The sequence below is a fragment of the Streptomyces coelicoflavus genome (assembly GCF_003112555.1).
Lineage (GTDB): Bacteria > Actinomycetota > Actinomycetes > Streptomycetales > Streptomycetaceae > Streptomyces > Streptomyces coelicoflavus.
Genome location: NZ_BEWB01000017.1, coordinates 100,181 through 127,128 on the forward strand (window position 1 = coordinate 100,181; position 26,948 = coordinate 127,128).

Annotated in this window: 26 protein-coding genes; 17 read left to right on the plus strand and 9 right to left on the minus strand. The window is 72.0% G+C overall.

Features of this window, described 5'->3' with window-relative positions; all coding sequences use genetic code 11:
* Positions 1–21: 21 nt before the first annotated feature.
* The 3 genes from Sco07f_RS34350 to Sco07f_RS34360 form a co-directional block, all read right to left on the minus strand.
* On the minus strand, positions 22–831 hold the full coding sequence (locus tag Sco07f_RS34350; protein WP_007450440.1) for a hypothetical protein: 810 nt from the start codon (positions 829–831) through the stop codon (positions 22–24).
* A gap of 305 nt (positions 832–1,136) precedes the next feature.
* Positions 1,137–2,357, minus strand: coding sequence for an acetyl-CoA C-acetyltransferase (locus Sco07f_RS34355; protein WP_007450438.1), 1,221 nt, complete (start codon positions 2,355–2,357; stop codon positions 1,137–1,139).
* A 227-nt stretch (positions 2,358–2,584) separates the two neighbouring features.
* A complete protein-coding gene (locus Sco07f_RS34360) occupies positions 2,585–3,607 on the minus strand; it encodes an SGNH/GDSL hydrolase family protein (RefSeq protein ID WP_054103474.1) in 1,023 nt (340 codons plus the stop codon).
* 167 nt (positions 3,608–3,774) lie between these two features.
* Here Sco07f_RS34360 and Sco07f_RS34365 point away from each other — a divergent pair, with 167 nt between their 5' ends.
* Positions 3,775–5,160, plus strand: a complete 1,386-nt coding sequence (locus Sco07f_RS34365; protein WP_007450428.1) for a cystathionine beta-synthase — start codon at positions 3,775–3,777, stop codon at positions 5,158–5,160.
* A 407-nt stretch (positions 5,161–5,567) separates the two neighbouring features.
* On the opposite strand, the gene Sco07f_RS34370 is transcribed toward Sco07f_RS34365, so the two are convergent.
* Positions 5,568–5,990 (minus strand): hypothetical protein, encoded by a 423-nt coding sequence (locus Sco07f_RS34370; RefSeq protein WP_167468310.1) that lies wholly within the window; start codon positions 5,988–5,990, stop codon positions 5,568–5,570.
* A 161-nt stretch (positions 5,991–6,151) separates the two neighbouring features.
* Here Sco07f_RS34370 and Sco07f_RS34375 point away from each other — a divergent pair, with 161 nt between their 5' ends.
* Together Sco07f_RS34375 and Sco07f_RS34380 are read left to right on the plus strand one after the other, a co-directional pair.
* On the plus strand, positions 6,152–7,015 hold the full coding sequence (locus Sco07f_RS34375) for a MurR/RpiR family transcriptional regulator (protein ID WP_007450427.1): 864 nt from the start codon (positions 6,152–6,154) through the stop codon (positions 7,013–7,015).
* Positions 7,016–7,202: 187 nt separating this feature from the next.
* Positions 7,203–7,790 (plus strand): hypothetical protein, encoded by a 588-nt coding sequence (locus Sco07f_RS34380; protein ID WP_108990185.1) that lies wholly within the window; start codon positions 7,203–7,205, stop codon positions 7,788–7,790.
* A gap of 151 nt (positions 7,791–7,941) precedes the next feature.
* Here the strand turns inward: Sco07f_RS34380 and Sco07f_RS34385 are convergent, their stop codons facing one another.
* Entirely contained in the window at positions 7,942–9,342 is a 1,401-nt protein-coding gene (locus Sco07f_RS34385; RefSeq protein WP_244942210.1) for a type III PLP-dependent enzyme domain-containing protein, read from the minus strand.
* A gap of 168 nt (positions 9,343–9,510) precedes the next feature.
* On the opposite strand from Sco07f_RS34385, the gene hutU reads away from it, so the two are divergent.
* From hutU to Sco07f_RS34410, 5 genes are all read left to right on the plus strand, one after another.
* Positions 9,511–11,247, plus strand: coding sequence for a urocanate hydratase (gene hutU / locus Sco07f_RS34390; protein ID WP_108990187.1), 1,737 nt, complete (start codon positions 9,511–9,513; stop codon positions 11,245–11,247).
* The gene (locus Sco07f_RS34395) at positions 11,244–12,461 is read left to right on the plus strand and encodes an allantoate amidohydrolase (RefSeq protein ID WP_087790672.1); all 1,218 of its coding nucleotides are present in this window, start codon (positions 11,244–11,246) and stop codon (positions 12,459–12,461) included. The genes hutU and Sco07f_RS34395 overlap by 4 nt, the downstream gene beginning before the upstream one ends.
* The gene (locus tag Sco07f_RS34400; RefSeq protein ID WP_087790673.1) at positions 12,458–13,807 is read left to right on the plus strand and encodes a formimidoylglutamate deiminase; all 1,350 of its coding nucleotides are present in this window, start codon (positions 12,458–12,460) and stop codon (positions 13,805–13,807) included. Before Sco07f_RS34395 ends, Sco07f_RS34400 begins: the two co-directional genes overlap by 4 nt.
* A gap of 68 nt (positions 13,808–13,875) precedes the next feature.
* A complete protein-coding gene (gene hutI / locus Sco07f_RS34405; protein ID WP_108990188.1) occupies positions 13,876–15,051 on the plus strand; it encodes an imidazolonepropionase in 1,176 nt (391 codons plus the stop codon).
* A 36-nt stretch (positions 15,052–15,087) separates the two neighbouring features.
* A complete protein-coding gene (locus tag Sco07f_RS34410) occupies positions 15,088–15,420 on the plus strand; it encodes a hypothetical protein (protein WP_087790675.1) in 333 nt (110 codons plus the stop codon).
* 108 nt (positions 15,421–15,528) lie between these two features.
* On the opposite strand, the gene Sco07f_RS34415 is transcribed toward Sco07f_RS34410, so the two are convergent.
* Complete coding sequence (locus tag Sco07f_RS34415) at positions 15,529–16,443, minus strand: RNA polymerase sigma factor SigF (protein WP_007450423.1); 915 nt, start codon at positions 16,441–16,443, stop codon at positions 15,529–15,531.
* Positions 16,444–16,695: 252 nt separating this feature from the next.
* On the opposite strand from Sco07f_RS34415, the gene Sco07f_RS34420 reads away from it, so the two are divergent.
* Both Sco07f_RS34420 and Sco07f_RS34425 read left to right on the plus strand, forming a co-directional pair.
* Positions 16,696–17,073, plus strand: a complete 378-nt coding sequence (locus tag Sco07f_RS34420) for an STAS domain-containing protein (RefSeq protein ID WP_007450416.1) — start codon at positions 16,696–16,698, stop codon at positions 17,071–17,073.
* A gap of 196 nt (positions 17,074–17,269) precedes the next feature.
* A complete protein-coding gene (locus Sco07f_RS34425; RefSeq protein WP_007450415.1) occupies positions 17,270–17,785 on the plus strand; it encodes an ATP-binding protein in 516 nt (171 codons plus the stop codon).
* Positions 17,786–17,830: 45 nt separating this feature from the next.
* Here the strand turns inward: Sco07f_RS34425 and Sco07f_RS34430 are convergent, their stop codons facing one another.
* Positions 17,831–18,280, minus strand: coding sequence for an ATP-binding protein (locus Sco07f_RS34430; protein WP_108990189.1), 450 nt, complete (start codon positions 18,278–18,280; stop codon positions 17,831–17,833).
* 224 nt (positions 18,281–18,504) lie between these two features.
* On the opposite strand from Sco07f_RS34430, the gene Sco07f_RS34435 reads away from it, so the two are divergent.
* The 3 genes from Sco07f_RS34435 to Sco07f_RS34445 are packed head-to-tail and all read left to right on the plus strand — an operon-like array spanning position 18,505 to position 20,221.
* A complete protein-coding gene (locus tag Sco07f_RS34435) occupies positions 18,505–19,359 on the plus strand; it encodes a helix-turn-helix domain-containing protein (RefSeq protein WP_108990190.1) in 855 nt (284 codons plus the stop codon).
* Between the two features lie 11 nt (positions 19,360–19,370).
* Positions 19,371–19,577 carry a DUF397 domain-containing protein gene (locus Sco07f_RS34440; protein WP_108990191.1) on the plus strand — a complete coding sequence of 69 codons (207 nt, stop codon included), beginning with the start codon at positions 19,371–19,373 and terminating at the stop codon, positions 19,575–19,577.
* Positions 19,574–20,221 (plus strand): DUF1963 domain-containing protein, encoded by a 648-nt coding sequence (locus tag Sco07f_RS34445; RefSeq protein WP_244942211.1) that lies wholly within the window; start codon positions 19,574–19,576, stop codon positions 20,219–20,221. Before Sco07f_RS34440 ends, Sco07f_RS34445 begins: the two co-directional genes overlap by 4 nt.
* Positions 20,222–20,372: 151 nt before the next feature.
* Here Sco07f_RS34445 and Sco07f_RS34450 read toward each other — a convergent pair whose 3' ends face one another.
* Positions 20,373–21,869, minus strand: a complete 1,497-nt coding sequence (locus Sco07f_RS34450; RefSeq protein WP_108990192.1) for an MFS transporter — start codon at positions 21,867–21,869, stop codon at positions 20,373–20,375.
* Between the two features lie 573 nt (positions 21,870–22,442).
* Here Sco07f_RS34450 and Sco07f_RS34455 point away from each other — a divergent pair.
* Together Sco07f_RS34455 and draK are read left to right on the plus strand one after the other, a co-directional pair.
* Complete coding sequence (locus Sco07f_RS34455; protein WP_007450413.1) at positions 22,443–23,120, plus strand: response regulator transcription factor; 678 nt, start codon at positions 22,443–22,445, stop codon at positions 23,118–23,120.
* 88 nt (positions 23,121–23,208) lie between these two features.
* Positions 23,209–24,483, plus strand: a complete 1,275-nt coding sequence (gene draK, locus Sco07f_RS34460) for a two-component system sensor histidine kinase DraK (RefSeq protein WP_007450412.1) — start codon at positions 23,209–23,211, stop codon at positions 24,481–24,483.
* Between the two features lie 18 nt (positions 24,484–24,501).
* Here draK and Sco07f_RS34465 read toward each other — a convergent pair whose 3' ends face one another.
* Complete coding sequence (locus Sco07f_RS34465; RefSeq protein WP_087790679.1) at positions 24,502–25,086, minus strand: GtrA family protein; 585 nt, start codon at positions 25,084–25,086, stop codon at positions 24,502–24,504.
* A gap of 165 nt (positions 25,087–25,251) precedes the next feature.
* Here Sco07f_RS34465 and Sco07f_RS34470 point away from each other — a divergent pair, with 165 nt between their 5' ends.
* Together Sco07f_RS34470 and purE are read left to right on the plus strand one after the other, a co-directional pair.
* Entirely contained in the window at positions 25,252–26,406 is a 1,155-nt protein-coding gene (locus Sco07f_RS34470) for a 5-(carboxyamino)imidazole ribonucleotide synthase (protein WP_108990193.1), read from the plus strand.
* On the plus strand, positions 26,403–26,945 hold the full coding sequence (purE, locus tag Sco07f_RS34475; RefSeq protein WP_007450410.1) for a 5-(carboxyamino)imidazole ribonucleotide mutase: 543 nt from the start codon (positions 26,403–26,405) through the stop codon (positions 26,943–26,945). Before Sco07f_RS34470 ends, purE begins: the two co-directional genes overlap by 4 nt.
* The last annotated feature ends 3 nt before the right edge of the window (positions 26,946–26,948 follow it).

A 26,948-nucleotide genomic window follows, 5' to 3' on the forward strand; every position in this document is an offset into this window, starting at 1 on the left:
AGACCGGTGTGACCGGTGTGACTACAGGGACGCTATGACGCGGTCCGCCAGGATGTACACGTTCTCCTCGCCGCAGGCGAAGGTCAGCGTGTAGGCGCCGGAGATCCCGGAGCCGCCGAGGAGGTACGGGGTCTGGCCCGTGCCGAGCGCGGCGGCCAGGCGCTCCGCGGTCTCGCGGTGGCCCGGGGTCATGCACAGGGTGGTGCCGTCGGCGAAGACGTACACGTCGAGGGTGCCCAGCGGCCCCGGGCGGACGTCCGCCAGCGCGACGCTCGACTCGGCCAGCTCCTCCAGGGTCGCCACGGTGCGGTCGTGGTCGTTCACGGCCGGCGACGGGTTCGGTACGAAGTCCGGGTGCGAGGGGTGCCTGCGGCGGGCGGCGGCCAGCTCGGCGGACTCCCTCGAACCCGAGTGGCCCGCGTCCTGGCCGGACGGCTCGTCGGTGTCCGCGGCCGGCTCGGTCACGGGCTCCAGGCCCACGAGGTCGGCCTGGCGGGGCAGGAACAGCTCACTGTCGGACAGGCCGAGCAGCAGGGGCGCGTCGGAGGCGTCCCTGGTCTCCTGGGCGGCCCAGAAGGCCCGCGCCTCGGCGAGTTCACGCTCGCGCTCCTCGGCGAGCGCCTCCGCGACGGCGGCGCGTATCTCCTCGGCGTCGGCGGTGGTGCGGGCGGCGGGCACCCGGCCCCGCGCGGCGGTGGCCCGGCTCTCGGCCAGCTCGGTGCGCAAGGCGGTCACCTGGCGGCGCAGCACCAGGATGCTGCGCAGGACGGCGACGCCCACGGCGCCGGTGGCGGCCGTGGTGAGCAGCAGGGCGATCGGCATGGCGCTCACTGACGTACTCCCGGTTCAAAGTCGACCCCCGACTTCCTACATCAGCTTGAAGGGAGGACTAACCGTCTGTCAGTGCGTAACGTCACGAAACGGACAGGACTTTGGGCCCGGACGGTGGGGGTGGTGCTGGTCTGACCTGCGTAAATCAAGGGGGTGGGAGAGGTAGGTCACATCCTGGGGGAGTTTGGGTCACAAAACGGCCCGGAGCCCTGCGGTCGGCAGGGCTCCGGACCGGGCTGTCACGCACGGTCCACCAGGCGCTACTGACGGTCCCTCAGCGCCTTTCGGTGACGGCCCCGGCGGGGTCAGCTCAGGCGCTCGACGACCATGGCCATGCCCTGGCCGCCGCCGACGCACATGGTCTCCAGGCCGAACTGCTTGTCGTGCGTCTGGAGGGAGTTGATCAGCGTGCCGGTGATGCGGGCGCCGGTCATGCCGAAGGGGTGGCCGACGGCGATGGCGCCGCCGTTGACGTTCAGCTTCTCCAGCGGGATGCCGAGGTCGCGGTAGGAGGGGATGACCTGCGCCGCGAACGCCTCGTTGATCTCGACCAGGTCGATGTCGCCGATGCCCAGCCCGGCGCGGGACAGCGCCTGCTTGCTCGCCTCGACCGGACCGAGGCCCATGATCTCGGGGGAGAGGCCGGAGACGCCGGTGGAGACGATCCGGGCGAGCGGGGTCAGGCCCAGCTCGCGGGCCTTGGTGTCGCTCATGATCACGAGGGCGGCGGCGCCGTCGTTGAGCGGGCAGCAGTTGCCGGCGGTGACCAGGCCGTCGGGGCGGAAGACGGGCTTGAGACCCTGGACGCCCTCCAGGGTGACGCCGGCGCGGGGGCCGTCGTCCTTGCTGACGACCGTGCCGTCGGGCAGCGTCACCGGGGTGATCTCGCGCTCCCAGAAGCCGTTCTTGATGGCCTCCTCGGCGAGGTTCTGCGACCGGACGCCGAACTCGTCCATCTCCTGCCGAGTGACGCCCTTGGCGCGGGCGAGGTTCTCCGCGGTCTGGCCCATCGCGATGTACGGGTCGGGGACGAGGCCGTCCTCGCGCGGGTCGTGCCAGGTGGTGCCCTCCTGCTGGGCGACCTCGGCGGTGCGGGCCTCGGCCTCCGCGAACAGCGGGTTGCGGGTGTCCGGGAGGCTGTCGGAGTTGCCCTTGGCGAACCGGGAGACCATCTCGACGCCGGCCGAGATGAAGACGTCGCCCTCACCGGCCTTGATGGCGTGCAGGGCCATGCGGGAGGTCTGCAGGGACGAGGAGCAGTACCGGGTGATCGTGCAGCCCGGCAGGTGGTCCATGCCCATCTCGACGGCGACGATCCGGCCGAGGTTGTTGCCCTGCTCGCCGCCGGGCAGACCGCAGCCGAGCATCAGGTCGTCGATGTCCCGCGGGTCCAGCTCGGGGACCTTCGCGAGGGCCGCCTGGATGATCGTGGCGGCCAGGTCGTCGGGACGCAGGTCCTTCAGGGAGCCCTTGAAGGCGCGGCCGATGGGGGAACGGGCGGCAGAGACGATCACGGCTTCGGGCATCACGGCTCCAGTGGCGAGGCGGTGTGGGCACGGGCAGGGCTGGTTGGGAAGTTACCCGGCCGTATGGCCCGGGTCACGGCTATGGGCATGTGACATGGACCGCAACTGTCTAAGCGCTTGCTTTTGCCTCCGGCGGTTGGGCGGGCGGCGTTCCCGTGCCGGGTGCTGTGGCGGGCGTACCCGGGGGCTGCGCCCCCAGACCCCCATCGGCCTGGACGGCCTCGTCCTCAAACGCCGGACGGGCTGGAAGGCTCAGCCTCCGACACCCTCCGCCTCCGTCGGCGCTTCAGCAGCGCCCAAGCCCCCCGCGGCCCCGTCGGCATGGCGGCAGCGACCTCCGTACCCGCCTCCGACGCCGCCTCCGCCGCCGCACGCGCCACCGGCAGGAAGCCCTCGCGGCGCAGCGCGTCCGGGTGCTCCTCCTCGGCCGGCCACAGGCCGAGCGCGGCGCACACCGACGGCAGTACCGCCATCGCCGCCGTGGCGTACCCCTCCGCGGAGGGGTGGTAGTTGTCCGGCCCGAACAGCTCCCGCGGGTTCTGCGCGAACTCCGGGCCCAGCAGGTCGCCCAGCGACACCGTGCGCCCGCCCTGCTCGACCGCGCCGATGGTCTGCGCCGCCGCCAGCTGCCGCGACGCCCGCCGGGCCAGCCAGCGCAGCGGCTGCCGCACCCGCTCGATCGTGCCCAGGTCCGGACAGGTGCCGACCACCACCTCCGCACCGGCCGTGCGCAGCCGCCGCACCGCCCCGGACAGGTGCCGCACCGAGCGGGTCGCCGGCATGCGGTGGGTGACGTCGTTGGCGCCGATCATGATCACGCAGATGTCCGGGATCCGGTCCGGATCCGCGAGCGCCAGCGTCACCTGCCGGTCCAGGTCGTCCGAGCACGCCCCCGGCAGCGCGACCGACCCCAGCCGTACCGGACGTTCCGCCACCGCCGCGAGCCCCGACGCCAGCAGCGCGCCCGGCGTCTGCCCGGCCCGGTGGACGCCCTGCCCGGCGGCCGTGGAGTCGCCCAGCATCATCAGCCGCAGCGGCGGCTCACCGGCCGTGGGCAGGGTGCCGCCGTACAGTCCCTGCGCGTTCGGCACCCGGGCCGGCGGGCCCACGCCCACCCGGCGCCTGGCCAGCTGCACCTCCGCGACCACCAGGCCGACCGCCGCCGCACCGGCCAGCCCGATGCCGCCGCCGCCGTACGCGGCGCCGGCCGCGATCCGCCGGGCCACCCTCGCCCTCGACATACTCGTCATACGTCGCCGCCACCTCCCGAAACCCGTACACCCACTCCTTGCCCCGTACGGACGGTCGCCCAATCTCAACGCAGGGTGAACGACCGTCACGGGGCATGCCCGGGCCGGCAGGCCATAGGCTGGCGGAACCGATATCGACCCCTCATTTGCGGCATCCGGAGACCACGGTGCAATTCCACGACTCGATGATCAGCCTCGTCGGCAACACCCCGCTGGTGCGGCTCAACAGCGTGACCAAGGGGATCAGGGCGACCGTCCTGGCCAAGGTGGAGTACTTCAATCCCGGCGGCTCGGTGAAGGACCGCATCGCCCTGCGCATGATCGAGGCCGCGGAGAAGAGCGGAGAGTTGCAGCCGGGCGGCACGATCGTCGAGCCGACCAGCGGCAACACGGGCGTGGGCCTCGCCATCGTGGCCCAGCAGAAGGGCTACAAGTGCATCTTCGTCTGCCCCGACAAGGTGTCCACCGACAAGATCAACGTGCTGCGCGCGTACGGCGCCGAGGTCGTCGTCTGCCCGACCGCGGTCGACCCCGAGCACCCCGACTCCTACTACAACGTCTCCGACCGGCTGGTCCGCGAGACGCCGGGCGCCTGGAAGCCGGACCAGTACTCCAACCCGAACAACCCCCTCTCCCACTACCACTCCACGGGCCCCGAGCTGTGGGAGCAGACCGAGGGGAAGATCACCCACTTCGTGGCCGGCGTCGGCACCGGCGGCACCATCTCCGGCACCGGCAGGTACCTGAAGGACGCCAGTGACGGCGCGGTGAAGGTCATCGGCGCCGACCCCGAGGGCTCCGTGTACTCCGGCGGCTCCGGGCGTCCGTACCTGGTCGAGGGCGTCGGCGAGGACTTCTGGCCGACGGCCTACGACCGCGAGGTCGCCGACGGGATCGTCGCCGTCTCCGACAAGGACTCCTTCCAGATGACCCGCCGCCTCGCCAAGGAGGAGGGCCTGCTGGTGGGCGGCTCCTGCGGCATGGCGGTCGTCGCGGCCCTCGAGGTGGCGGCGCGGCTCGGCGAGGACGACGTGGTGGTGGTCCTGCTGCCGGACAGCGGACGCGGCTACCTCAGCAAGATCTTCAACGACGAGTGGATGGCCGACTACGGCTTCCTCGAGGACGCCGGTCCCAGCGCCCGCGTCGCCGAGGTCCTGAACCACAAGGAGGGCGGCCACATCCCCTCCCTCGTCCACATGCACCCGGACGAGACCGTCGGCGAGGCCATCGAGGTGCTGCGCGAGTACGGCGTCTCGCAGATGCCGATCGTCAAGCCCGGCGCCGGCCACCCGGACGTGATGGCCGCCGAGGTCGTCGGCTCGGTGGTGGAGCGCGAACTGCTGGACGCGCTGTTCGCCAAGCGCGCCTCGCTGGAGGACCCGCTGGAGAAGCACATGTCCGCCCCGCTGCCCCAGGTCGGCTCCGGCGAGCCGGTCGCGGACCTGATGTCGGTGCTCGGCGGCGCCGACGCGGCGATCGTCCTCGTCGAGGGCAAGCCGACCGGCGTGGTGAGCCGGCAGGACCTGCTGTCCTTCCTCGCCAAGGGCAAGTAGGCAAACAGGGCAAGTAGGGCCCGTAGGGCACGCAGGGCAGGAGCGCGAGCAGGGCGGGCGGGGAACGGCGGCCGGCGCGGTGATCTTCGCGGACTTCGCGGAAGTGGTACGCGCATGTCACGTGGGCGCAGCAGTCGCTTAACACGGGACCGGCAGAGTACGGGGTGTCGGCGGGAACCGGCGGGGAAACCTCCCAGGCGTTCAGCACGGGGGGAGGCTCCCCGGTCGCGCCGGCGCCGAACGGCGTCACGGACCTTCCGGAGCGGCTCCCGGACCTCCAAGGACGCCACGGACGCGCCGCCCCGGCCGTGAGGCCCGGCACCGCGCGTCCCCCGCGGGGACCGCCGTCGTCCCGCCCCCCAGCGCTGGGGGTGCGGCGGTCCCCGCGCGGTTCTTTCCCCGGGGGCTCAGTCCTCCCAGGCGTCGTTCCTGTCCCTGCGGCGGCGCCCGAACAGGTCCGGGTTGGTGCGGGCGACCTGGACGACGTTGACCCCGACGATGCCGGCCCAGGCGACCAGCATTCCCGGCAGGTGCGCCACACCGCCGCCGATCGCGGACAGCGGGATCGCCAGCACCAGCGAGACGATGCCGAAACCGAAGCGCTCGCCGAAGGTGTCCGTGGGCTTCGGCGACCGGCTGTCCCGGGCCGTCGTCATCTGCTGCTCGGCGAGCTGCCGGCGCACCCGGCGCTCCACCGCCCCGTCGATGCGCTGGTCGACCTTCTCCAGGAACGAGTCGACCAGCGCGGACTCGTACTCCTCGCCGAGCTCCCTGCGGGTCCGCAGGGTGGCGTCGAGATCCTTCTTGAGGTCGGCGTCGCGTGCGTCCATTCCCGTCATGGACCCCACGGTAGGCAGCCCGGGCGGCTTCGGCACTGGGGACAACCCCCGTTTCCGGAGGGGGCCGGCCGGTACGGGTCGGCGGAACCGCGCCACCCCGCTGTATAACGGTATGCAGGATTCGGGGTGCGTGAATAGGTCGAGGGGGCCACATGACGAACGGGACCGGCGGGACGAGCGGGACCGACAGCCCGGCCGCGCGGCTGCAGGCGCTGTTCGAGGGGCACCGGCTGACACCGACCCAGCGGCGCATCGCGCACAGCATGGTGCGCCGCGCCTCGGACGTGCCGTTCCTCTCGAGCGTGGAGCTGGCCGAGCTGGCGGGGGTCAGCCAGCCATCCGTGACCCGCTTCGCCGTCGCCCTCGGCTTCGACGGTTACCCGGCGCTGCGCCGACATCTGCGCGAGGTCGCCCCCGCGGAACCGGTCGCGGACACCGGCGCGGTCAACGAGTACCAGCAGGCCGTGGCCGCCGAGATCGAGAACCTGCGGCACCTCGCGGAAGTGCTGGCCGACCCGGCGCCGGTGCGGGAGGCGGGACGGCTGCTCGCCGGGAGCCGGCCGCTGCCGGTGCTCGGGCTGCGGGCCGCCGCCGCCCAGGCACACGGCTTCGCCTACTTCGCCGCCAAGGTCCACCCGGACGTCCGGCTGCTCGGCGAGGGCGGCACGATGCTCCACGACCGCATCGACGCGGCCGTCCGGGCCGGGGCGCGCACGCTGCTCTGCTTCGCGCTGCCCCGGCACCCGCGCGAGGTCGTCGAGGCGCTCGCCCACGCCAAGGAGGCCGGACTCACGGTGGTGACCGTCGCCGACTCCGCCTTCGCCCCGGTCGCCAAGGTGTCCGACCTGCTGCTGCCCGCCGCTGTCGGCACCGGCCTCGCCTTCGACACCGCCTGCGCGCCGATGCTGCTCGGCCGGGTGCTGCTCGAGGCGATGTGCGACGACCTGCCGGACGCGCAGGCCCGGCTGGAGGAGTTCGACGCCAAGGCCGCGGCACGGGGACTCTTCGTGGACTGACGCCGTGTGGGCCCGCCCCGGCGGGGCCCGACTCGGCGTGGAGTGACCCGGCGCGGAGTGACCCGCGTGGAGTGACCCGTACGGCGGACGGGTTCTCAGATTCGTCTCAGCTTGCCCCGCTACAGTGCGGCGCCTGACACACCCTTCAGACGCAACGCACGGGCAGGAACGGGACAGGAGGCAGGACGTGGCGCGCGGAGGACAGGTGGGGCTGGCTCGGGTCGCCGTCGTCGTACGGGCGGGCGCCGCACCACTGTGGTGGCTGGGCGTTTTCGCGGCCGGCATCGGGGTGCTGGTGCCGGGACTCACCGGACGCCGGATCGGGGTCATGGTGGGGGCCGCGCTCTTCATCGTCGCCACGGCGGTCGTGGCGTGGGTCCGACGGCGGCGCTACACCGCCCTGGCCGGCTCTGCCGCCCGCGCGGGCAAGCACGACGTGCTCCAGGACCGCGGCGTGACCGTGCGCAACTGGCGTCGGGGGCACCGCTGGTGGCTGCTCCTCGCCTTCCTCGCCGCGCTCGGCAGCGCCTTCGCCGTCCCCGCCGCGGGCGGGCTGCTGCTGGCGGGATGCGGCGCCGGGCTGTGGCTCAAGTCCGCCTGGATCGGCCGCCGCGAACAGTCCGGCGCGGCCCTGCTGTGGGTCCGCGTGGACTGGCTCGGCGGCAACACCGGCCGCCCCGCGGGCAAGGCCGTCAAGGGCTACCGCAGCACGGGCATCGCGGCGGGCGACGCGGCACCGGGCGGGGCGAGGCGGAAGACGGCGGCCGTGGTCTGATCGGGGGTGGTCTGACCAGGCGTGGTGTGACCAGGCGTGGTCTGACCAGGCGTGGTGGGCGGCGCGCAGCGCCCCGCCCACCAGGGCCGCGGGGCGGTGACCTGGTGCGGCTCCGTCGCGTGGGCGCGCCCGGCCACGACGCACGCGCGCGTCACGAACCGGCCGCACCCTCAGGGCGAAGATCCCCGATCAGAGAGTCGCCGTACTCCCCGCCCGCCTCGGCCACGATCTCCTCAACCGTCTGCTCCCTGCGCACCGGGGCGAAGGCGACATCCCCGTCCCTGTCCCCGGCGAACCCGTACACCGCGGGCCGCGCCAGCGAGTTGTACGCGTAGTGGTGCGCGAAGTAGTACGCCCCGGTGTCCAGCGCCGCCGCGTAGTCCCCCTGTTCGAGCAGCGGCATCGCCCGGCCCACGGCCAGCAGGTCGCCCGCGAAGCACGCCGGACCGGCCACGTCCTGCACCACGTCGGGCCCCGCCTTCGGCAGACCCTTGCCGTCGTACGCGGCGATCCGCAGCGGCCACGCCCCCGGCGCGTACACCGTCCGCGTCGCGACCTGCACGCCCGCGTGCGTCACCGCGACCGGCCGCCCCCCGGCGCTCTTGGCGTACTCCACGCGGGCCACGACCGTGCCGTGCTTGGCCAGCAGCGACCGCCCGAACTCGGTGACCAGCCCGTACCGCCCGTCGAACAGCCCCGGCACCGCCTCGCTCAGCACGCGCGCGTACTCGGCGTACGTCGGTGCCGTCTCCTCCGACGCGAAATTCACCGGGAGACCGCCGCCGATGTCGAGCGTGTCGACCTGTCTGCGGCCCGCCCGCTCGTTGATCTCCTCGGCGAGCGTGTACGTCTCCCGCACGCCCTCGGCCATCAGAGCCAGCGGGACGCCCTGGGAGCCGGAGTGCGCGTGCAGCCGGGTCAGCCACGGGCGGTCCAGATACGCCCGCACCACCCACTCGCGCGCCCCCTCGTCGCGCAGGGCCACCCCGAACTTCGAGGTCGCCGTCGCCGTTGACAGCGCCTCGATGGAGCCGCCGCCGACCTGCGGATTCACCCGGATGCCGAGCGGGGAGGCGCTGGTCCCCCCGGTCACCAGGGCGTCGAGGCGCTCCAGCTCCTGCGGGTTGTCCGCGTTCAGGGCGATGCCCAGTGACAGGGCCTCGCGCAGCTCGTCCGGCGTCTTGGCGGGCGAGTCCAGCACCGTCCGCCCGGCCGGCACCCCGGCCGCCCGTGCCAGGGCCAGCTCGCCCGGGCTCGCGACCTCCGCGCCGATGCCCGCCTCGTGCAGCAGCCGCAGCACCGGGACCAGCGGGGACGCCTTCACCGCGAAGGCGTGCAGCACGGGCGTCCCCGGCGCCGTCACCGCCTCGAACGCCGACCGCAGGGCCGCGGCCGACTCCCGTATCCCGGTGACGTCCAGCAGACCGACGATCGGTGTGCCGGGTCCCAGGAGCCCCTGCTCCACGGCCGCCCGCACGGCCCGGTCCCGCCGCACCGCCCGCCCGGCGCCGGCGCCGCCGACGTCCGCGCCCGTCTCCGTGCCGTCGCTCACGCGTTCCTCCGTCCCTCGCCTGCCTGTGAACCGTCCGCAGTTCCAGCCAAACATCCGCGACGCGCCCGCGCCGGGACACGGACGTATTGACTAGTTCTATTCACGAGGTGAGTATGTGAATATCCGCAGTAAAAAATCCGCCGGGAGCAAGCCACCAGGAGGCAGAACATGTCCGGACCCCGCCCCGTCCGCGCGCCACGCGGCACCACGCCGAGCGCCCTGGGCTGGCAGCAGGAGGCCGCCCTGCGGATGCTGCAGAACAACCTCGACCCCGAGGTCGCCGAGCACCCCGACAAGCTCGTCGTCTACGGCGGCACCGGCAAGGCGGCGCGTGACTGGCGCTCCTTCGACGCCATGGTCCGCACCCTGCGGACCCTGAAGCAGGACGAGACGATGCTCGTCCAGTCCGGCCGCCCCGTCGGTGTCATGCAGACCCACGAGTGGGCCCCGCGCGTCCTCATCGCCAACTCCAACCTGGTCGGCGACTGGGCCAACTGGGAGGAGTTCCGCCGCCTGGAGGCCCTCGGCCTGACCATGTACGGGCAGATGACCGCCGGCTCATGGATCTACATCGGCACCCAGGGCATCCTCCAGGGCACCTACGAGACCTTCGCCGCCGTCGCCGCGAAGAAGTTCGGCGGCACCCTGGCCGGGACCATCACCCTCACCGCCGGCCTCGGCGGCATGGGCGGCGCCCAGCCGCTGGCCGTCACCATGAACGACGGCGTCGTGATCTGCGTCGACTGCGACCCGCGCGCCATCGACCGCCGCATCGAGCACCGCTACCTCGACGTGAAGGCCGACTCCCTCGACCACGCCCTCCAGCTGGCCACCGAGGCTCGCGACCGGCGCAAGCCGCTGTCCATCGGCGTCCTCGGCAACGCCGCCGAGCTGGTCCCGCAGCTCCTCGCCATGGGCGCCCCGATCGACATCGTCACCGACCAGACCTCGGCCCACGACCCGCTGGCCTACCTCCCCACCGGCATCGCCTTCGAGGACATGGCCGACGCCGCCGCCAAGGACCCGGCCGGCTTCACCACCCGGGCCCGCGAGTCCATGGCCCGGCACGTCGAGGCCATGGTCGGCTTCCAGGACGCCGGTGCCGAGGTCTTCGACTACGGCAACTCCATCCGCGGCGAGGCCCAGCTCGCCGGGTACGACCGGGCGTTCGCCTTCCCGGGCTTCGTACCGGCGTACATCCGCCCGCTGTTCTGCGAGGGCAAGGGGCCCTTCCGCTGGGCCGCCCTGTCCGGCGACCCCGCGGACATCGCCAGGACCGACAAGGCGATCCTCGACCTCTTCCCCGAGAACGAGTCCCTGGCCCGCTGGATCAAGATGGCGGGGGAGCGCGTCCACTTCCAGGGCCTGCCCGCCCGGATCTGCTGGCTCGGCTACGGCGAGCGCGACAAGGCAGGTGAGCGTTTCAACGACATGGTCGCGAGCGGCGAGCTGGCCGCCCCCATCGTCATCGGCCGCGACCACCTCGACTGCGGCTCCGTCGCCTCCCCGTACCGCGAGACCGAGGCGATGCTCGACGGCTCCGACGCCATCGCCGACTGGCCGTTGCTCAACGCCATGGTCAACGTGGCCTCCGGCGCCTCCTGGGTCTCCCTCCACCACGGCGGCGGCGTCGGCATGGGCCGCTCCATCCACGCCGGGCAGGTCACCGTCGCCGACGGCACCCCGCTCGCCGGGGAGAAGATCCGCCGGGTGCTCACCAACGACCCCGGCATGGGCGTCATCCGGCACGTCGACGCCGGGTACGACATCGCCGAGTCGGTCGCCGCGGAGCGGGACGTGCGGGTGCCCATGCGCGAGGGCGACGAGGGGCGCGCGGGCGACGAGGGGCGCGCGGGCGACGAGGCGCACGGGAGCGGTGCGACGCGCGAGGGTGACGGCGCGTGAGCTTCCACAGCATGTGGGCGGAGCTGCTGCCGGTCGGCCGCAGCTCCGCCTCCGGCGGCTACCGCCGGCACGCCTGGACCGGCGCCGACGCCGACTGCCGGACCTGGTTCCAGGAGCAGGCCGAGGCCCGCGGCCTGACCTACGAGACCGACCGCAACGGCAACCAGTGGGCCTGGCTCGGCGACCCCGCCGCCGGGAACGCCGTCGTCACCGGGTCCCACCTGGACTCCGTGCCCGACGGCGGCGCCTTCGACGGCCCCCTCGGCGTGGTCTCCGCCTTCGCCGCCCTGGACGAACTGCGCGGGCGGGGAGCGCGGTTCACCAAACCGCTCGGCATCGTCAACTTCGGCGACGAGGAGGGCGCCCGCTTCGGCCTCGCCTGCGTCGGCTCCCGGCTCACCTCGGGAGCGCTCACCGTCGAGCAGGCCCACCGCCTCACCGACGGCGACGGCGTCACGCTTCCGCAGGCCATGGAGTCCGCCGGGTACGACCCGGGCACCCTGGGCCCCGACCCCGAACGGCTGGCCCGCATCGGCGCCTTCGTGGAACTCCACGTCGAGCAGGGCCGCGCCCTGGACCTGTCCGGCGACCGCATCGGCATCGCCTCCGCCATCTGGCCGCACGGACGCTGGCGGTTCGACTTCCGGGGCGAGGCCAACCACGCCGGCACCACCCGCCTCGCCGACCGGCACGACCCGATGCTGCCGTACGCCGAGACCGTCCTCGCCGCCCGCCGCGAGGCCGAACTCGCCGGTGCCGTCGCCACCTTCGGCAAGATCGGCGTGGAGCCCAACGGCGTCAACGCCATCCCCTCCCTGGTGCGCGGCTGGCTCGACTCCCGCGCCGCCGACCAGGCGAGCCTGGACACCGTGGTCACAGGCGTGGAGAAGGCCGCCCGCGAGTACGCCGCCGCCCACGGCGTGGACCTCGACGTCGTGCGCGAGTCCTTCACGCCCGTCGTCGACTTCGACCACGCCCTGCGCGACGAACTCGGGCGCATCCTGGGCAAGGAGACGGAACTGCGGGTCCCCGTCCTCGGCACCGGTGCCGGACACGACGCCGGAATCCTCTCCGACCGCATCCCGACCGCCATGCTGTTCGTGCGCAACCCCACCGGCGTCTCGCACTCCCCGGCCGAGTACGCGGCCGAGGACGACTGCGTGGCCGGGGTGAACGCACTCGCCGACGTACTGGAAGGGCTGGCCTGCACGTGACCTCCACCGAGCGGACCCGGACGTACTGGCTGGAGCACGCGTGGCTCGGCACCCACGTCGAGCCGGACGTCGCCGTCGACGTGGGCGACGGCCGCATCACCGCCGTCCACCAAGGCGTCGCCACCCCGCCGCCCGGCGCCGAGATCCTGCGCGGACTGACCCTGCCGGGACTGGCGAACGCGCACTCGCACGCCTTCCACCGCGCCCTGCGCGGCACCGTCCAGGTCGGCTCCGGAACCTTCTGGACCTGGCGCGAGGTGATGTACTCCGTCGCCGACCGGCTGACCCCGGACACCTACCACGCCCTCGCCCGCGCCGTGTACGCCGAGATGGCGCTGGCCGGCATCACCACGGTCGGCGAGTTCCACTACGTCCACCACGCCCCCGGAGGCACCCCGTACGCCGACCCCAACGCGATGGGTGACGCGCTGATCGAGGCCGCGGCCGAAGCCGGTGTCCGCATCACCCTCCTCGACACCTGCTACCTGTCCTCCGGCTTCGGCGAGCCCCCGAACAGCCACCAGCGCCGCTTCTCCGACGGCACGGCGGACGCCTGGGCCGAACGCTGTTCAGTTCTCAAGGAACGGGATCACGCACGGATCGGGGCCGCGATCCACTCCGTACGGGCCGTGCCCGCGGACCAGCTGGCGACCGTGGCGCAGTGGGCCGAGGCACGGCGGGCCCCGCTGCATGTGCACCTGTCCGAGCAGACCGCCGAGAACGACGCCTGCCGACAGGCCCACGGCTGCACCCCCACCCGGCTCCTCGCCGACCACGGAGTGCTGGGCGCCCGCACCACCGGCGTCCACAACACCCACCTCACCGACGAGGACGTCGCGCTGCTCGGCGGCAGCCGCACCGGCACCTGCATGTGCCCCACCACGGAACGGGACCTGGCCGACGGCATCGGTCCCGCCGCCGCGCTCCAGCGGGCCGGCTCCCCGCTCTCCCTCGGCTCGGACAGCCACGCCGTCGTCGACCTGCTGGAAGAGGCCCGCGCGATGGAGCTGAACGAGCGCCTGCGCACCCGCAGCCGCGGCCACTGGACCGCCGCCGCGCTGCTGCGCGCCGCCACCGCCGACGGCCACGCCGCCCTCGGCTGGGACGACACCGGGCGCATCGAGGCCGGCGCCCGGGCCGACCTCGCGACCGTCGCGCTGGACTCGGTCAGGACCGCGGGGCCGCTGCCCAGGCTCGGCGCCGAGACGGCCGTATTCGCCGCGACGGCAGCGGACGTACGGCACACGGTCGTGGGAGGGCGGCACGTCGTACGCGACGGGGCGCACGCCCTCGTACCGGACGTGCCGCAGGCCCTGGCGCGGGCCGTCGAAGCCCTGCGCGCCTGACCGCCGGCCCCCGCCCACGGACGGGCCCACACCCCAGCCCCCGCCCCCACGAGGACATCAGGGACCCCATGAGCAGCAGCACCGTCATCACCAACATCGCCGCACTCGTCACCAACGACCCCTCCCTCGGCGACCACTCCCCGCTCGGTCTGGTCCGGGACGCGGCCGTCGTCATCGAGGGCGACCGCGTCGTGTGGACCGGTGAATCAAGCAAAGCACCCGCCACTGACAACCGGGTCGACGCCGAGGGCCGGGCGGTCCTCCCCGGCTTCGTGGACTCCCACTCCCACCTGCTCTTCGCGGGCGACCGCACCGAGGAGTTCAACGCCCGCATGTCCGGCCGCCCCTACAGCGCGGGCGGCATCCGCACCACCGTCGCCGCCACCCGCGCCGCGAGCGACGCGGAACTGGAGGCGTCCCTCACCCGCTACCTCGCCGAGGCCCTGCGCCAGGGCACCACGACCTTCGAGACCAAGTCCGGCTACGGCCTGACCACCGCCGACGAGTCCCGCGCCCTGCGCGTCGCCGCCCGCCACACCGACGAGGTCACCTTCCTCGGCGCCCACATCGTCGCCCCCGAACTCGCCGACGACCCCGCCGCCTACGTCGACCTGGTCACCGGCGAGATGCTCGACGCCTGCGCCCCGCACGCCCGCTGGATCGACGTGTTCTGCGAGAAGGGCGCCTTCGACGGGGACCAGGCCCGCGCGATCCTCACCGCGGGCAAGGCCAAGGGACTGCACCCCCGCATCCACGCCAACCAGCTCTCCTACGGCCCCGGCGTCCAACTCGCCGTCGAACTCGACGCCGCCAGCGCCGACCACTGCACCCACCTCACCGACGCCGACGTGGACGCCCTCGCGGGCAGCCGTACGGTCGCGACCCTGCTGCCCGGCGCGGAGTTCTCCACCCGCGCCCAGTGGCCGGACGCCCGGCGCCTCATCGACGCGGGTGCCACGGTGGCCCTCTCCACCGACTGCAACCCCGGCTCCTCCTTCACGTCCTCCGTGCCCTTCTGCATCGCGCTCGCGGTGCGGGACATGGGGATGACGCCGGACGAGGCGGTCTGGTCGGCCACCGCGGGCGGCGCCGCGGCCCTGCGCCGCGACGACGTCGGCCGCCTCGTCCCGGGCGCGTACGCCGACCTGACGCTCCTCGACGCCCCGAGCCATGTCCACCTCGCCTACCGGCCCGGGGTGCCGCTGGTCGCGGGGGTGTGGCGGAAGGGTGTGCGTAAGCTGTGACCTGCGCGTGAACCGGGGAGCGGGGGGACGGGGCGGATGGCGAGGCACTGGCGGGCGTGGGGAGCGCCATTCCTGGTGAACCTGCTGCTCGGCGTGCCGGCGGTGGTGCCGATCTGGCTCGTCTGGTACGTGCTGGCGAACGGGCCGCTGGCCGAGTACGGCGGTCCCATGCGCAACCCGACGGAGAACGACGGGATGGCGCTCTGGCTGGTGATCGTCGTCCCGGTGGTCGCGCTGTTCGGGCTCATCTGGTGGCTGGCCAATGAACCCCTGCGGCGCAGGACCGCCCTCGCCCCGCACTCGTTCTGGCTGCTGTGCGTCCTGGTGCCGTTCCTGCCGACGGCCGTGCTGATCGCCAACTCCCTCTGAAGGCTCCCTGTAAAGGCTCCCTGTGCAGGGCGCGGCAACCCGAAGGGGGGCGGCCCGATGTCGGACCACCCCCCTGGAGGGCAAGCGTCACACGGTCGGGACTGAGGACTACTCCTCGACCGTGAGCCCCTTGCGCAGCCGTACGAGTGTGCGCGACAGCAGCCGCGAGACGTGCATCTGGGAGATGCCCAGCTCCTCGCCGATCTCCGACTGGGTCATTCCCGCGACGAAACGGAGGGAGAGGATCTTCCGGTCCCGCGAGGGCAGCTCGGCGATCAGCGGCTTCAGCGACTCGACGTACTCGATGCCCTCGAGCCCGTGGTCCTCGTAGCCGATGCGGTCGGCGAGCGCGCCCTCCGCGTCGTCCTCCTCCGGCTGGGCGTCCAGCGAGGAGGCGGTGTAGGCGTTGGACGCCGCCATGCCCTCGACGACCTCGTCCTTGGACAGGCCGAGGTGCTCGGCCAGCTCGGAGACGGTGGGGGCGCGGTCGAGGCGCTGGGCCAGCTCGTCGCCGGCCTTCGCCAGGTCCAGCCGCAGCTCCTGGAGGCGGCGGGGAACGCGCACGGACCACGAGGTGTCGCGGAAGAAGCGCTTGATCTCGCCGATGATGGTCGGCATCGCGAACGTGGGGAACTCCACACCGCGCGACATCTCGAAGCGGTCGATCGCCTTGATCAGGCCGATGGTGCCGACCTGGATGATGTCCTCCATCGGCTCGCTGCGCGAGCGGAAGCGGGAGGCGGCGAACTTGACCAGCGCGAGGTTCAGCTCGACGAGCGTGTTGCGTACGTACGCGTACTCGTGGGTGCCTTCCTCCAGCGACTCGAGCCGCTCGAAGAGGGTCTTGGACAGGGCCCTGGCGTCCGCCGGAGCGACCTCGTCGTACGCGGGGATGTCCGGAAGCCCGGCGAGTGCGCCGTCGTGGTCGACGACCGCGTCGTGGTGCTCGATGGGATCCAGATGTTCCGGAGGGAGTGTCGACGTCGCTTCCTGGGTACGCGATCCGTCGAGCCGGGGTGACATGATGTCCTCCATCGTTCTCGGCATACGGCTGCCGAAGCCAAATTCGTGCACTGCGGTGTGCGGCGCCTCCAAAGCCGGCCGTGTCGGTTTACGTGTCTTACTAGCCCTACCGGGTTTACCGAGCCGACCGCAAGTGTGTTCTGTGCGGGTATGTCCGTTTGTGTGCGGTTGTTCGGGTGTCGGAGTGCGGTGGGAAGGCGTAGTGTTCGAGTGCGTCAGCAAGCAGTCACGACCTCGGGAGAGAGAAACGGCATGGACCGCGGGACGGTCGGCAGTGCCCAGTCGGGCCGGCTTCTGGTCGAGGTACGGGAAGAGGGCCCCAGTGCCGTCGTGACCCCGGCGGGTGAGCTGGATCACCACACCGCCGATCTGTTGCGCGAGCCGCTGGAGGACTGTCTCGCCAAGGGATTCAACCGGCTCGTCGTGGACTGCTCGCGGCTGGAGTTCTGCGACTCCACGGGGCTCAACGTCCTGCTGGGCGCGCGGTTGAAGGCGGAGGCGGCGGGGGGCGGAGTGCATCTGGTGGCCATGCAGCCGGTGGTCGCCCGCGTGTTCGAGATCACGGGGGCCGAAGCGGTCTTCACCCTGCATGACACGCTTGCGGCCGCCCTGGCCGACGAGTCCGACTGAGCCGTCCTTGTCCGGCCGACGGAGGGGTGCGTGTGCTTCCCGGGGCGGGCGTTTTCGCGCCGCGCCGGGTTCAGTGCCGAATACAGGGGTGTTCGTACGGTCCGGTCGGGCAGGAGAGACCCTGAACCGGCTGTGTACGACATCGCTGACTACGACTTTGAAACGTGAACTGGTGAATCGGTGAGGTGAAGCGCTGATGAGCACCACCCGGCCCTACTCGCCGGGCGACCGCGGTCCGGAGCCCGGCGGCGCTTCCGGGGCGCCGCCGTCCGCGCCCGCCGCCGTGCCCGGGGAGAGTGGCGGGCGGCAGGCCCGCAGGCTGAGCTTCGAGGACGCGAGCGGGGTCGTCCCGCTGGCCCGTGACTTCACCCGCGAGGCGCTGTACGCCTGGGGCTGGCTGCCCTCCGCCACCGCGGATCAGCGTGCCGCCGCGGAGGACGTCCTGCTCGTGGTGTCCGAGCTGGTCACCAACGCGTGTCTCCACGCGGAGGGCCCGGACGAGCTGCGCATCACCTGCGAGAAGAAGGTGATCCGGCTGGAGGTCTCCGACCGCGGCACGGGCCAGCCGGCGCCGCGGACCCCGCACCGCGCGGGACGCCCCGGCGGCCACGGGATGTTCATCGTGCAGCGACTGTGCCTGGACTGGGGCGTCGTGCGGACGCCGGGTGTCGCGGGCAAGCGGGTGTGGGCGGAGCTGGGCGCTCCCGCGTAAGGGGTTGCCGTGCCTGGGGCTCCGCCCCGGACCGCGCGCCCCGCGCTATCCCCGCACCTCGAACCACAGCAGCTTCCCGGCACCGCGCGGAAGCACGTCGTCACCCAGCGACCACCCGCCCCACGAGTCGGCACACGCCCGCACGAGCTGCAACCCGCGCCCGCCCTCCGCGTCGCCCGGCGGGGTGGGGGCCGCACGGTGTCCTCCCGGCGGTTCCGCGAAGGGGGAAGGGACGTGCGGGCTGCTGTCCCACACCCCGACCCGCAGCCGCCCGTCACTCAGCGCGGTGAGCCGCAGCGAGCACGGGCCGCGGGTGTGCCGGTAGGCGTTGGTGACCAGCTCCGACGTCAGCAGTTCGACGCTGTCCAGTACTTCGTGCCGCCCGTGTCCGCCGAGGACGGCCCGTACGGTCACCCGTGCGACGCGTGCGGCTCTGGGGTCGTGAGGGAGGCGGAGGGCGTAAGCCCAGGTGTCGGACGGGGATACGGTGCCCATGAAGCAGCCTTTCGGGAGGGAGGGGTTCGGCTGCCCAACGGCCGCGCCGGGCGGTGGCTGTGCCCAGGGGGTGCGCTTTCGGCTTACGGGGGCGGGGAGTTGGGTGGTGGAGCGAGACTCACCATAGAGGGTTCGATGTGATACTTAACATCGAACAGAGTGGAAGATTTACATTTCCCTCGTGTGAGTGATGCGAGGGAGCGCGCCGTGACGAGAGAAGGACCGTGCCGCCCAGCACCCCGCCCACCTTGCGCCAGCAGCGCCTCGGCGCCGAACTCCGCAAGCTCCGCGAGCAGTCGGGGCTGACGTCGACTGCCGCTGCCGCGCTCCTCGGCCTCAAGCAGGCGCAGATCAGCAGCATCGAATCGGGCCGCTACGCCGTGGGCGCGGACCGGGTGCGCACCCTCGCGCGTGCGTACAGCTCCTCGGAAGAAGCACTGGTGGAGGCACTGGTCGCCATGACGGGCGGCCGTACCCGTGGCTGGTGGGACGAGTACCGGGACTACCTCCCGGTCGGCCTGATCGATCTGGCCGAGCTGGAACATCACGCGACCGCGCTGCGTGTGGCTCTCCCACTTCACATCCCCGCGTTGTTGCAGACCGCCGACCACGCTCGGGCCATGTTCAGGGAAGCCGTCCCGCCCTTCCGGCCGTACGAACTCGAGCACCGCCTCTCGTACCGCATCAAGCGTCAGGAGGTACTCCATCGCGTCGACGGCCTTCCCTACACGGCACTGGTGCACGAGGCGGCGCTACGGATGCAGTACGGAGGGCCGGACGTCACCCGCGCCCAACTGCTGCACATCCTCGAAGCGAGCGAACAGGCCAACGTGACCGTACGGGTCATCCCGTACGCCTCGCTCCACTTTCCGGGCAACGGCCAGCCCTTCGACTACGCGGCCGGTCCGGTCCCGCAACTCGACACCGTCCAGCTGGACACCCACCACGGCGGTTGCGAGTTCCTGGACGCGGAGGCCCAGCTCTCGAAGTACCGGACCCTCTTGGACCGCATGGAGGCCTGCGCGCTCGACGTCGCCGCCTCCCGCACATTCATCGCACACCTCGCACAGAACCTCTGAAAGGCAGCAACGTGCAGCCCCTCACCTGGCGCAAGTCCACCTACAGTCCCGACGGTTCGAACTGCCTCGAGATAGCCACCACCCCGGCGACGATCCTCGTCCGGGATTCCAAGACCCCGAACGGGCCCCGCCTCGCCCTCCGTCCCGCCACGTGGACGCGCTTCGCCGCACACACCGCCGCGGACGCCCACGGACGGAACTGGGGTTCTCGACCGTGACGACCACTCTGATGACGTACGCCGGCCCGGTCGACGACCTGGCGCCGGTGACACGCACCGGCGGCGTTCCGCTGGTGCCGGCCGGGTTCACCTGGCCGCAGTGCGCGGAGTGCTCGGGACCTATGCAGTTCCTCGCGCAGTTGCCGGTGACAGTCCCCGGCGCCCAGGACGTCGAGGCGGCCGCGGTTGCCGAGCACGTCCTGTCGGTCTTCATGTGCCAGAACGACCCCGGGCTGTGCGACGAGTGGGACCCGGTCGCGGGTGGCAACCGGGCGCTGCTGTTCCCCCGTGCCGGACTCACGCCCGCCCAGGTGCCGGCGGGAGACGAGACCCTGCTGGCAGAGACCTGCGGCATCGACTGCACGGCGCGGGACGCGGCTCCCTACGGCGAGGCGCGCGATAAGTGGGCGGAGGCTCACGGCCGTCCCGTGCGGGACGTCCTCGGCCAGCTGGGCGGTACTCCGTCGTGGCTGCAGCACGACGAGACGCCCGCCTGTCCGTCGTGTGCGCGGCCGATGAGCTTCATGGCCCAGCTCGAGGAGGGACGCGACCACCGGACGGCGATGAACTTCGGTGGAGGCGGCTGCGGATACGCCTTCGCGTGCGCGCCGTGCGAGGAGGGCTCGTTCCTGTGGCAGTGCTGACCGGCGGCCGCTGCTGAGAAGACGTCGTTGCGAGTGGCGCTCGGAGCACTCACGTTCTCGGGTTGCTCGGCGCCGTTCCAACGCCCGGAGGGCCACCCCATCCGTCGGACGAGGTGACCCTCCGAGAAGAAGCGGGCGTGCCCGCAGGGGCTCAGCGCACGTCGCCCATGAGTTCCTTGACGCGCTTGCGGTACATCCAGATCGCGACGCCCGCGACCACCGCGAGGGTGGCCTCCGCGGCGACGATGCCCGTCCTGTTGAGGTCGACGCCGGCGATGGAGAGCAGGCCGGTCGTGGCGTCACCGGCGGTGACGGCCAGGAACCAGACGCCCATCATCTGCGAGGCGTACTTCACCGGCGCCATCTTCGTCGTCACCGACAGGCCGACCGGGGAGAGCATCAGCTCACCGCAGGTCTGGACGAAGTAGATCGCCACCAGCCACAGGGCCGCCGCCTTGTGGCCGCCCTCCGCGATGCCCAGCGGGGCCAGGAAGAGGAAGAAGGACGCGCCGACCAGGACCAGGCCGAAGGAGAACTTGACGACCGTGCTCGGCTCCTTGCCGCGGCGGTTGAGCGCCAGCCACACCGTGGCGAAGACCGGGGCCAGGGCCATGATGATGACCGGGTTGACCGACTGGAACCAGGAGACCGGGAACTCCCAGCCGAAGACACTGGTGTCCGTCGAGGAGTCGGCGAACAGCGACAGGGTCGAGCCGCCCTGGTCGTAGATCATCCAGAACACGGCCGCGGCGACGAAGAACCAGATGTACGCCGACATCTTGGACTGCTCCGCGCGGTCCAGGGACTTGTCGCGCTTGATGTTGGTCAGCACCAGCACCGGGACGATCACGCCGAGCAGGGTCAGCGGGACCAGGATCCAGTTCAGGGTGTAGTGGCCGGAGAAGCCGACGATCGCGTAGAAGACGACGGCCAGCGCGGCCCAGAACGCGGCCTTGCGCAGCGTCGAGGTCTTCTCCTCGAGGGACAGCGGCTTCGGCACCGTGCTGGAGTGCGGGGCCAGGTGGCGGCTGCCGATCAGGAACTGGATCACGCCCAGGCCCATGCCGACCGCGGCGAGCGCGAAGCCTAGGTGCCAGTTGACGTTCTCGCCGATGGTGCCGATGGTCAGCGGCGCCGCGAAGGCACCCAGGTTGATGCCCATGTAGAAGACGGTGAAGCCACCGTCGCGACGCGGGTCGTCGGGGCCGCTGTAGAGCTGGCCGACCATCGTGGAGATGTTGGCCTTCAGCAGACCCGAGCCGATGGCGACCAGGCCGAGGCCCGCGTAGAACGTGCCGGAGGACGGCAGCGCCAGCGTGAGGTGCCCGAGCATGATCACACCGCCGGCGATGGCGACGGTCTTGCGGGGGCCCCAGACGCGGTCGCCGAACCAGCCGCCCGGCATCGTGAGCAGGTACACCAGCGAGAGGTACACCGAGTAGATCGCGGTCGCGGTGCCGGCGCTGAGGCCGAGACCACCCGGGGCGACGAGGTACAGCGGGAGCAGGGCCCTCATGCCGTAGTAGGAGAACCTCTCCCACATCTCGGTCATGAAGAGTGTGGCCAGTCCGCGGGGGTGGCCGAAGAAGGTCTTCTCGGAGCCGGGGGTGCCCGGGGTGACCGAGTCCTTCGTCAGGCTGGACGCCATGGTCGATCCTTGCTGGTCGGGACGCGCTCATGAGGCGATGCGCGCCCGGTGGGGGGCGGCCGGCACCGGCGGCCTTCCCCGCCCGTCCCACGCCTGGGGGATTCCGCTCCGGATTGCGAAGCGGTGGGCGGCGGCCACCGGGATCCACGCCTCCGTGCGCGTCACTGCACGCGGTGAGGCCCGGCCACAGGTCATTCCTTTCAAGGCCGGCCGTGGGGGCCGGCCCGCACACAAAAGAGACCTTCAGCGTCGAACTGTCGCCAAAGGTCCTCTGGGTGCTACAGGCGCTGATTCACCATACGGCAGGACACCGCCCGGTATGGAAGGACTTGAGACGTGAATCACAGGTGACTGTGGAACCACGAACGATCTTTCGAAGGTTTCCTACAGGATGACACCCCACAGCCGCAGGTGCGGATGCGGGTGGCCGGGGACGGGCCGCGCGGCGCACATCCGGCACATGCCCGGCTTGTCCCCGAGTAGTCCACAGGTGACGCACAGGTGGTGCGCGGGCGGGAATGCCCTGGGGCGATCTTGCCCCGGGCGTTGCTCCGAGCGGTCTACCATCAGGTCATGACCCGTGTACTGCTCGCCGAGGACGACGCGTCCATCTCGGAGCCGCTGGCCCGCGCACTGCGCAGGGAAGGGTACGAGGTCGAGGTGCGTGAGGACGGACCCGCCGCACTCGACGCGGGGCTTCAGGGCGGCATCGACCTGGTCGTGCTGGACCTCGGCCTGCCGGACATGGACGGCCTCGAGGTCGCCCGCCGGCTGCGGTCCGAGGGCCATGCCGTGCCGATCCTGATCCTGACGGCGCGCGCCGACGAGGTGGACACCGTCGTCGGTCTCGACGCGGGCGCCGACGACTACGTCACCAAGCCCTTCCGCCTGGCCGAGCTGCTCGCCCGGGTCCGGGCCCTGCTCCGGCGCGGCGCGGTCGAGCCCCCGCAGCCGCCCGCCACCCACGGCGTGCGCATCGACGTCGAGTCGCACCGGGCCTGGATGGGCGAGGAGGAACTCCAGCTCACCGCGAAGGAGTTCGACCTGCTGCGGGTCCTGGTGCGCGACGCGGGCCGGGTCGTCACCCGCGACCAGCTGATGCGCGAGGTCTGGGACACCACCTGGTGGTCGTCGACCAAGACCCTCGACATGCACATCTCCTGGCTGCGCAAGAAGCTCGGCGACGACGCGGCCAACCCGCGCTACATCGCCACCGTGCGCGGCGTGGGCTTCCGTTTCGAGAAGAACTGAGCCGAGAAGAACTGAGCCGAGAAGAACTGAGTCGAGAAGAACTGGGCGAGCCCGCGAGGGCCCGCGCGGGCGACCCGGGTAAGAGGACATGCGCCGTCGACTGATCCAGTCCACGCTCGCCGTGGTGCTCGTCGTGATCGCCGTCTTCGGCGTCTCCCTCGTCATCGTCGAGACCCGGACCATCAGCAGCACCGCCCAGGAGCGGGTCGACCTGGAGGCGGTGCGGCTGGCCAGCATCGTCGACAGCCGGCTCATCGGCACCGGCTCCGTCGACGAGCGGTTCCTGCGGGAGCAGATCCGCGACGCCCGGTACGCCGTGATCCGCATCCCCGGCGAGCCGGTCATCGAGGTCGGCAGCAAGCCGTCCGGTGACGTCCTGCGGGGCAAGGCCACCGGCGAGGAGGGCGAGACCGTCCTCGTCGAGGAGCCCAGCTCCTCGGTGACCCGGGAGGTCGGCCGGACCCTGCTGATCATCGGCCTGGTGGCGCTGCTCGCGGTGATCGCCGCCGTACTGCTGGCGATCCGGCAGGCCAACCGCCTCTCCTCCCCGCTCACCGACCTCGCCGAGACCGCCGAACGCCTCGGCTCCGGCGATCCGCGCCCGCGGCACAAGCGGTACGGCGTCCCCGAGCTGGACCGCGTCGCCGACGTGCTGGACTCCTCCGCCGAGCGCATCGCCCGGATGCTCACCGCCGAGCGCCGGCTGGCGGCCGACGCCTCCCACCAGCTGCGTACGCCGCTGACCGCGCTGTCGATGCGGCTGGAGGAGATCACCCTCACCGACGAACCGGAGACGGTGAAGGAGGAGGCGACGATCGCGCTGTCGCAGGTGGAGCGGCTGACGGACGTCGTGGACCGGCTGCTGACCAACTCCCGCGACCCGCGCAGCGGCTCCGCCGTCACCTTCGAGCTGGACGACGTCATCCAGCAGCAGATCGCCGAGTGGCGCCCCGCCTACCGCAGCGAGGGGCGGGCCATCGTCAGCTCGGGCAAACGCCATCTGACGGCCGTGGGCACCCCGGGCGCCGTGGCGCAGGTGCTGGCCGCGCTGATCGAGAACTCCCTGATGCACGGCGGCGGCACCGTGGCCCTGCGGACCCGGGTGACCGGCAACCAGGCCGTGGTCGAGGTCACCGACGAGGGTCCCGGCGTCCCGGGCGACCTGGGGGCGCGGATCTTCGAGCGGGCGATCAGCGGGCGCAACTCCACGGGCATCGGCCTCGCCGTCGCCCGCGACCTGGCCGAGGCGGACGGCGGACGGCTGGAGCTGCTCCAGGGGCGTCCGCCGGTCTTCGGACTGTTCCTGTCCCGTACGCCGCCACCGAAGAAGCCCTCGGGGGAGGGCGGTCAGACGGTGCGCTGAGGGCGCGCGGAGAGCGGGTCAGCGCTGACCGGCGGGGGCGCCGTCCGTGCGGGGGAGCGCGGTGGGGTGCTCGTGCTCCAGGAAGGTCTCGGCCCGCGTCGGCGCCGGTTCACGGGCGGGCAGCGCCCGGAAGACCCAGCTGCGGTACGACCAGAAGCGGAACAGGGTGCCGATCCCGATGCCGAGGAACTTGAAGATGTTGCTCTGGAGCGGGCTGTCCCAGCCGAACCCGTACGTCGCCGTGTAGAGCACACCGTTCTCGATCACCAGCCCGACCGCGCTGAACAGCAGGAACAGCGACATCTCGCGGGTCCGGCCGCTCTTGTCGCGGTCGCGGTAGGTGAAGTACCGGAAGCCCACGTAGTTGAAGGCGATCGCGACGATCGTGGCGATGATGCTGGCCCGCACCACCTGGAGGTCGGTCGTGTGCCGGACGAAGTTGAAGACGAGGAGGTTGACCAGCACTCCCGCGCCGCCCACGGCGCCGAACTTCACGACCTCGCGCACGAGCCGGTCGATCCGCCCCCGCATTCCGTCGCGGGGCGCGTCGGGCGCGTCGGGCGCGGAGGGAGCCGTGTGAGCACCCGAGGAACCATGTCCCATGGCCGTGCAGGCCCCCGTCCATCGATTGGCGTCAATCCGTTCATGCTAACCACCCGGACGCGCGATCTTCCTGCGGACGGACGCACGGGGTCCGGAACGGGCGCGGGGAACGGCGGGAAACGGCCGGTAAACAGGTGGGCTCCGCGCGGCCGATACGCTAGGGGTGTGACGTTCCCCGTAGTCGGCATGGTCGGCGGTGGCCAGCTCGCTCGTATGACACACGAGGCGGGCATCCCGTTGGGCATCAGGTTCAGGCTTCTCAGTGACACTCCTCAGGACTCCGCGGCGCAGGTCGTGAACGAAGTCGTCGTCGGCGACTATCGCGATCTGGACACGTTGCGCGAGTTCGCGCGCGGCTGTGACGTGATCACCTTCGATCACGAGCACGTGCCGACCGAGCACCTCAAGGCCCTGGAGGCGGACGGCATCCCCGTCCGCCCCGGCCCGGAGGCGCTCGTGCATGCCCAGGACAAGGGCGTGATGCGCGCGAAGCTCGACGCGATCGGTGTGCCCTGCCCGCGGCACCGGATCGTGAGCGATCCGGCCGACGTGGCCGCCTTCGCGGCGGAGGGCGCCGCGGAGGGCGGCGACGGTTTCCCCGTCGTGCTCAAGACGGTCCGCGGCGGGTACGACGGCAAGGGCGTGTGGGTCGTGGACTCCGTGGAGGAGGCCGCCGAGCCCTTCCGCGCGGGTGTGCCCGTGCTGGCGGAGGAGAAGGTCGACTTCGTCCGCGAGCTGGCCGCCAACGTGGTCCGCTCCCCGCACGGCCAGGCGGTGGCCTACCCCGTCGTCGAGTCCCAGCAGGTCAACGGCGTCTGCGACACGGTGATCGCCCCGGCGCCCGACCTCGACGAGGAGCTGGCCCTGCGCGCCGAGGAGATGGCGCTCGGCATCGCCAAGGAGCTGGGCGTCGTCGGCCACCTCGCCGTCGAGCTGTTCCAGACCCGCGACGGCCGCGTCCTCGTCAACGAACTGGCGATGCGCCCGCACAACTCCGGTCACTGGACCATGGACGGCGCGATCACCTCGCAGTTCGCCAACCACGTCCGCGCGGTCCTCGACCTCCCCCTCGGCGACCCGCGCCCGCGCGCCAGGTGGACGGTCATGGTCAACGTCCTGGGCGGCGACTACCCGGACATGTACTCCGCGTACCTGCACTGCATGGCCCGCGACCCGCAGCTCAAGATCCACATGTACGGCAAGGACGTGAAGCCCGGCCGCAAGGTCGGACACGTCAACACCTACGGCGACGACCTGGACGACGTGCTGGAGCGCGCCCGTCACGCTGCCGGATACCTGAGAGGGACGATCACCGAATGAGCCAGGCCAGCCCGGCGAGCCCGGTCGTAGGCATCGTCATGGGGTCGGACTCCGACTGGCCCGTCATGGAGGCCGCCGCCAAGGCACTCGACGAGTTCGAGATCCCCTACGAGGTCGACGTCGTCTCCGCGCACCGCATGCCGCACGAGATGATCGCGTACGGCGAGCAGGCCGCCGGACGCGGACTGAAGGCCATCGTCGCGGGCGCGGGCGGCGCCGCCCACCTGCCCGGCATGCTCGCCTCCGTCACCCCGCTGCCGGTCATCGGCGTCCCGGTGCCGCTGAAGTACCTGGACGGCATGGACAGCCTGCTGTCCATCGTGCAGATGCCGGCCGGCGTCCCCGTCGCCACCGTCTCCGTCGGCGGTGCCCGCAACGCCGGGCTGCTGGCCGCCCGCATCCTCGCCGCCCACGACGAGGAGCTGCTCGGCCGGATGCGCGAGTTCCAGCAGGAACTCAACGACCAGGCCACCGAGAAGGGCAAGCGGCTGCGCAACAAGGTCGCGGGCTCGACGGCCGGCTTCGGCTTCGGGAAGTGAGCC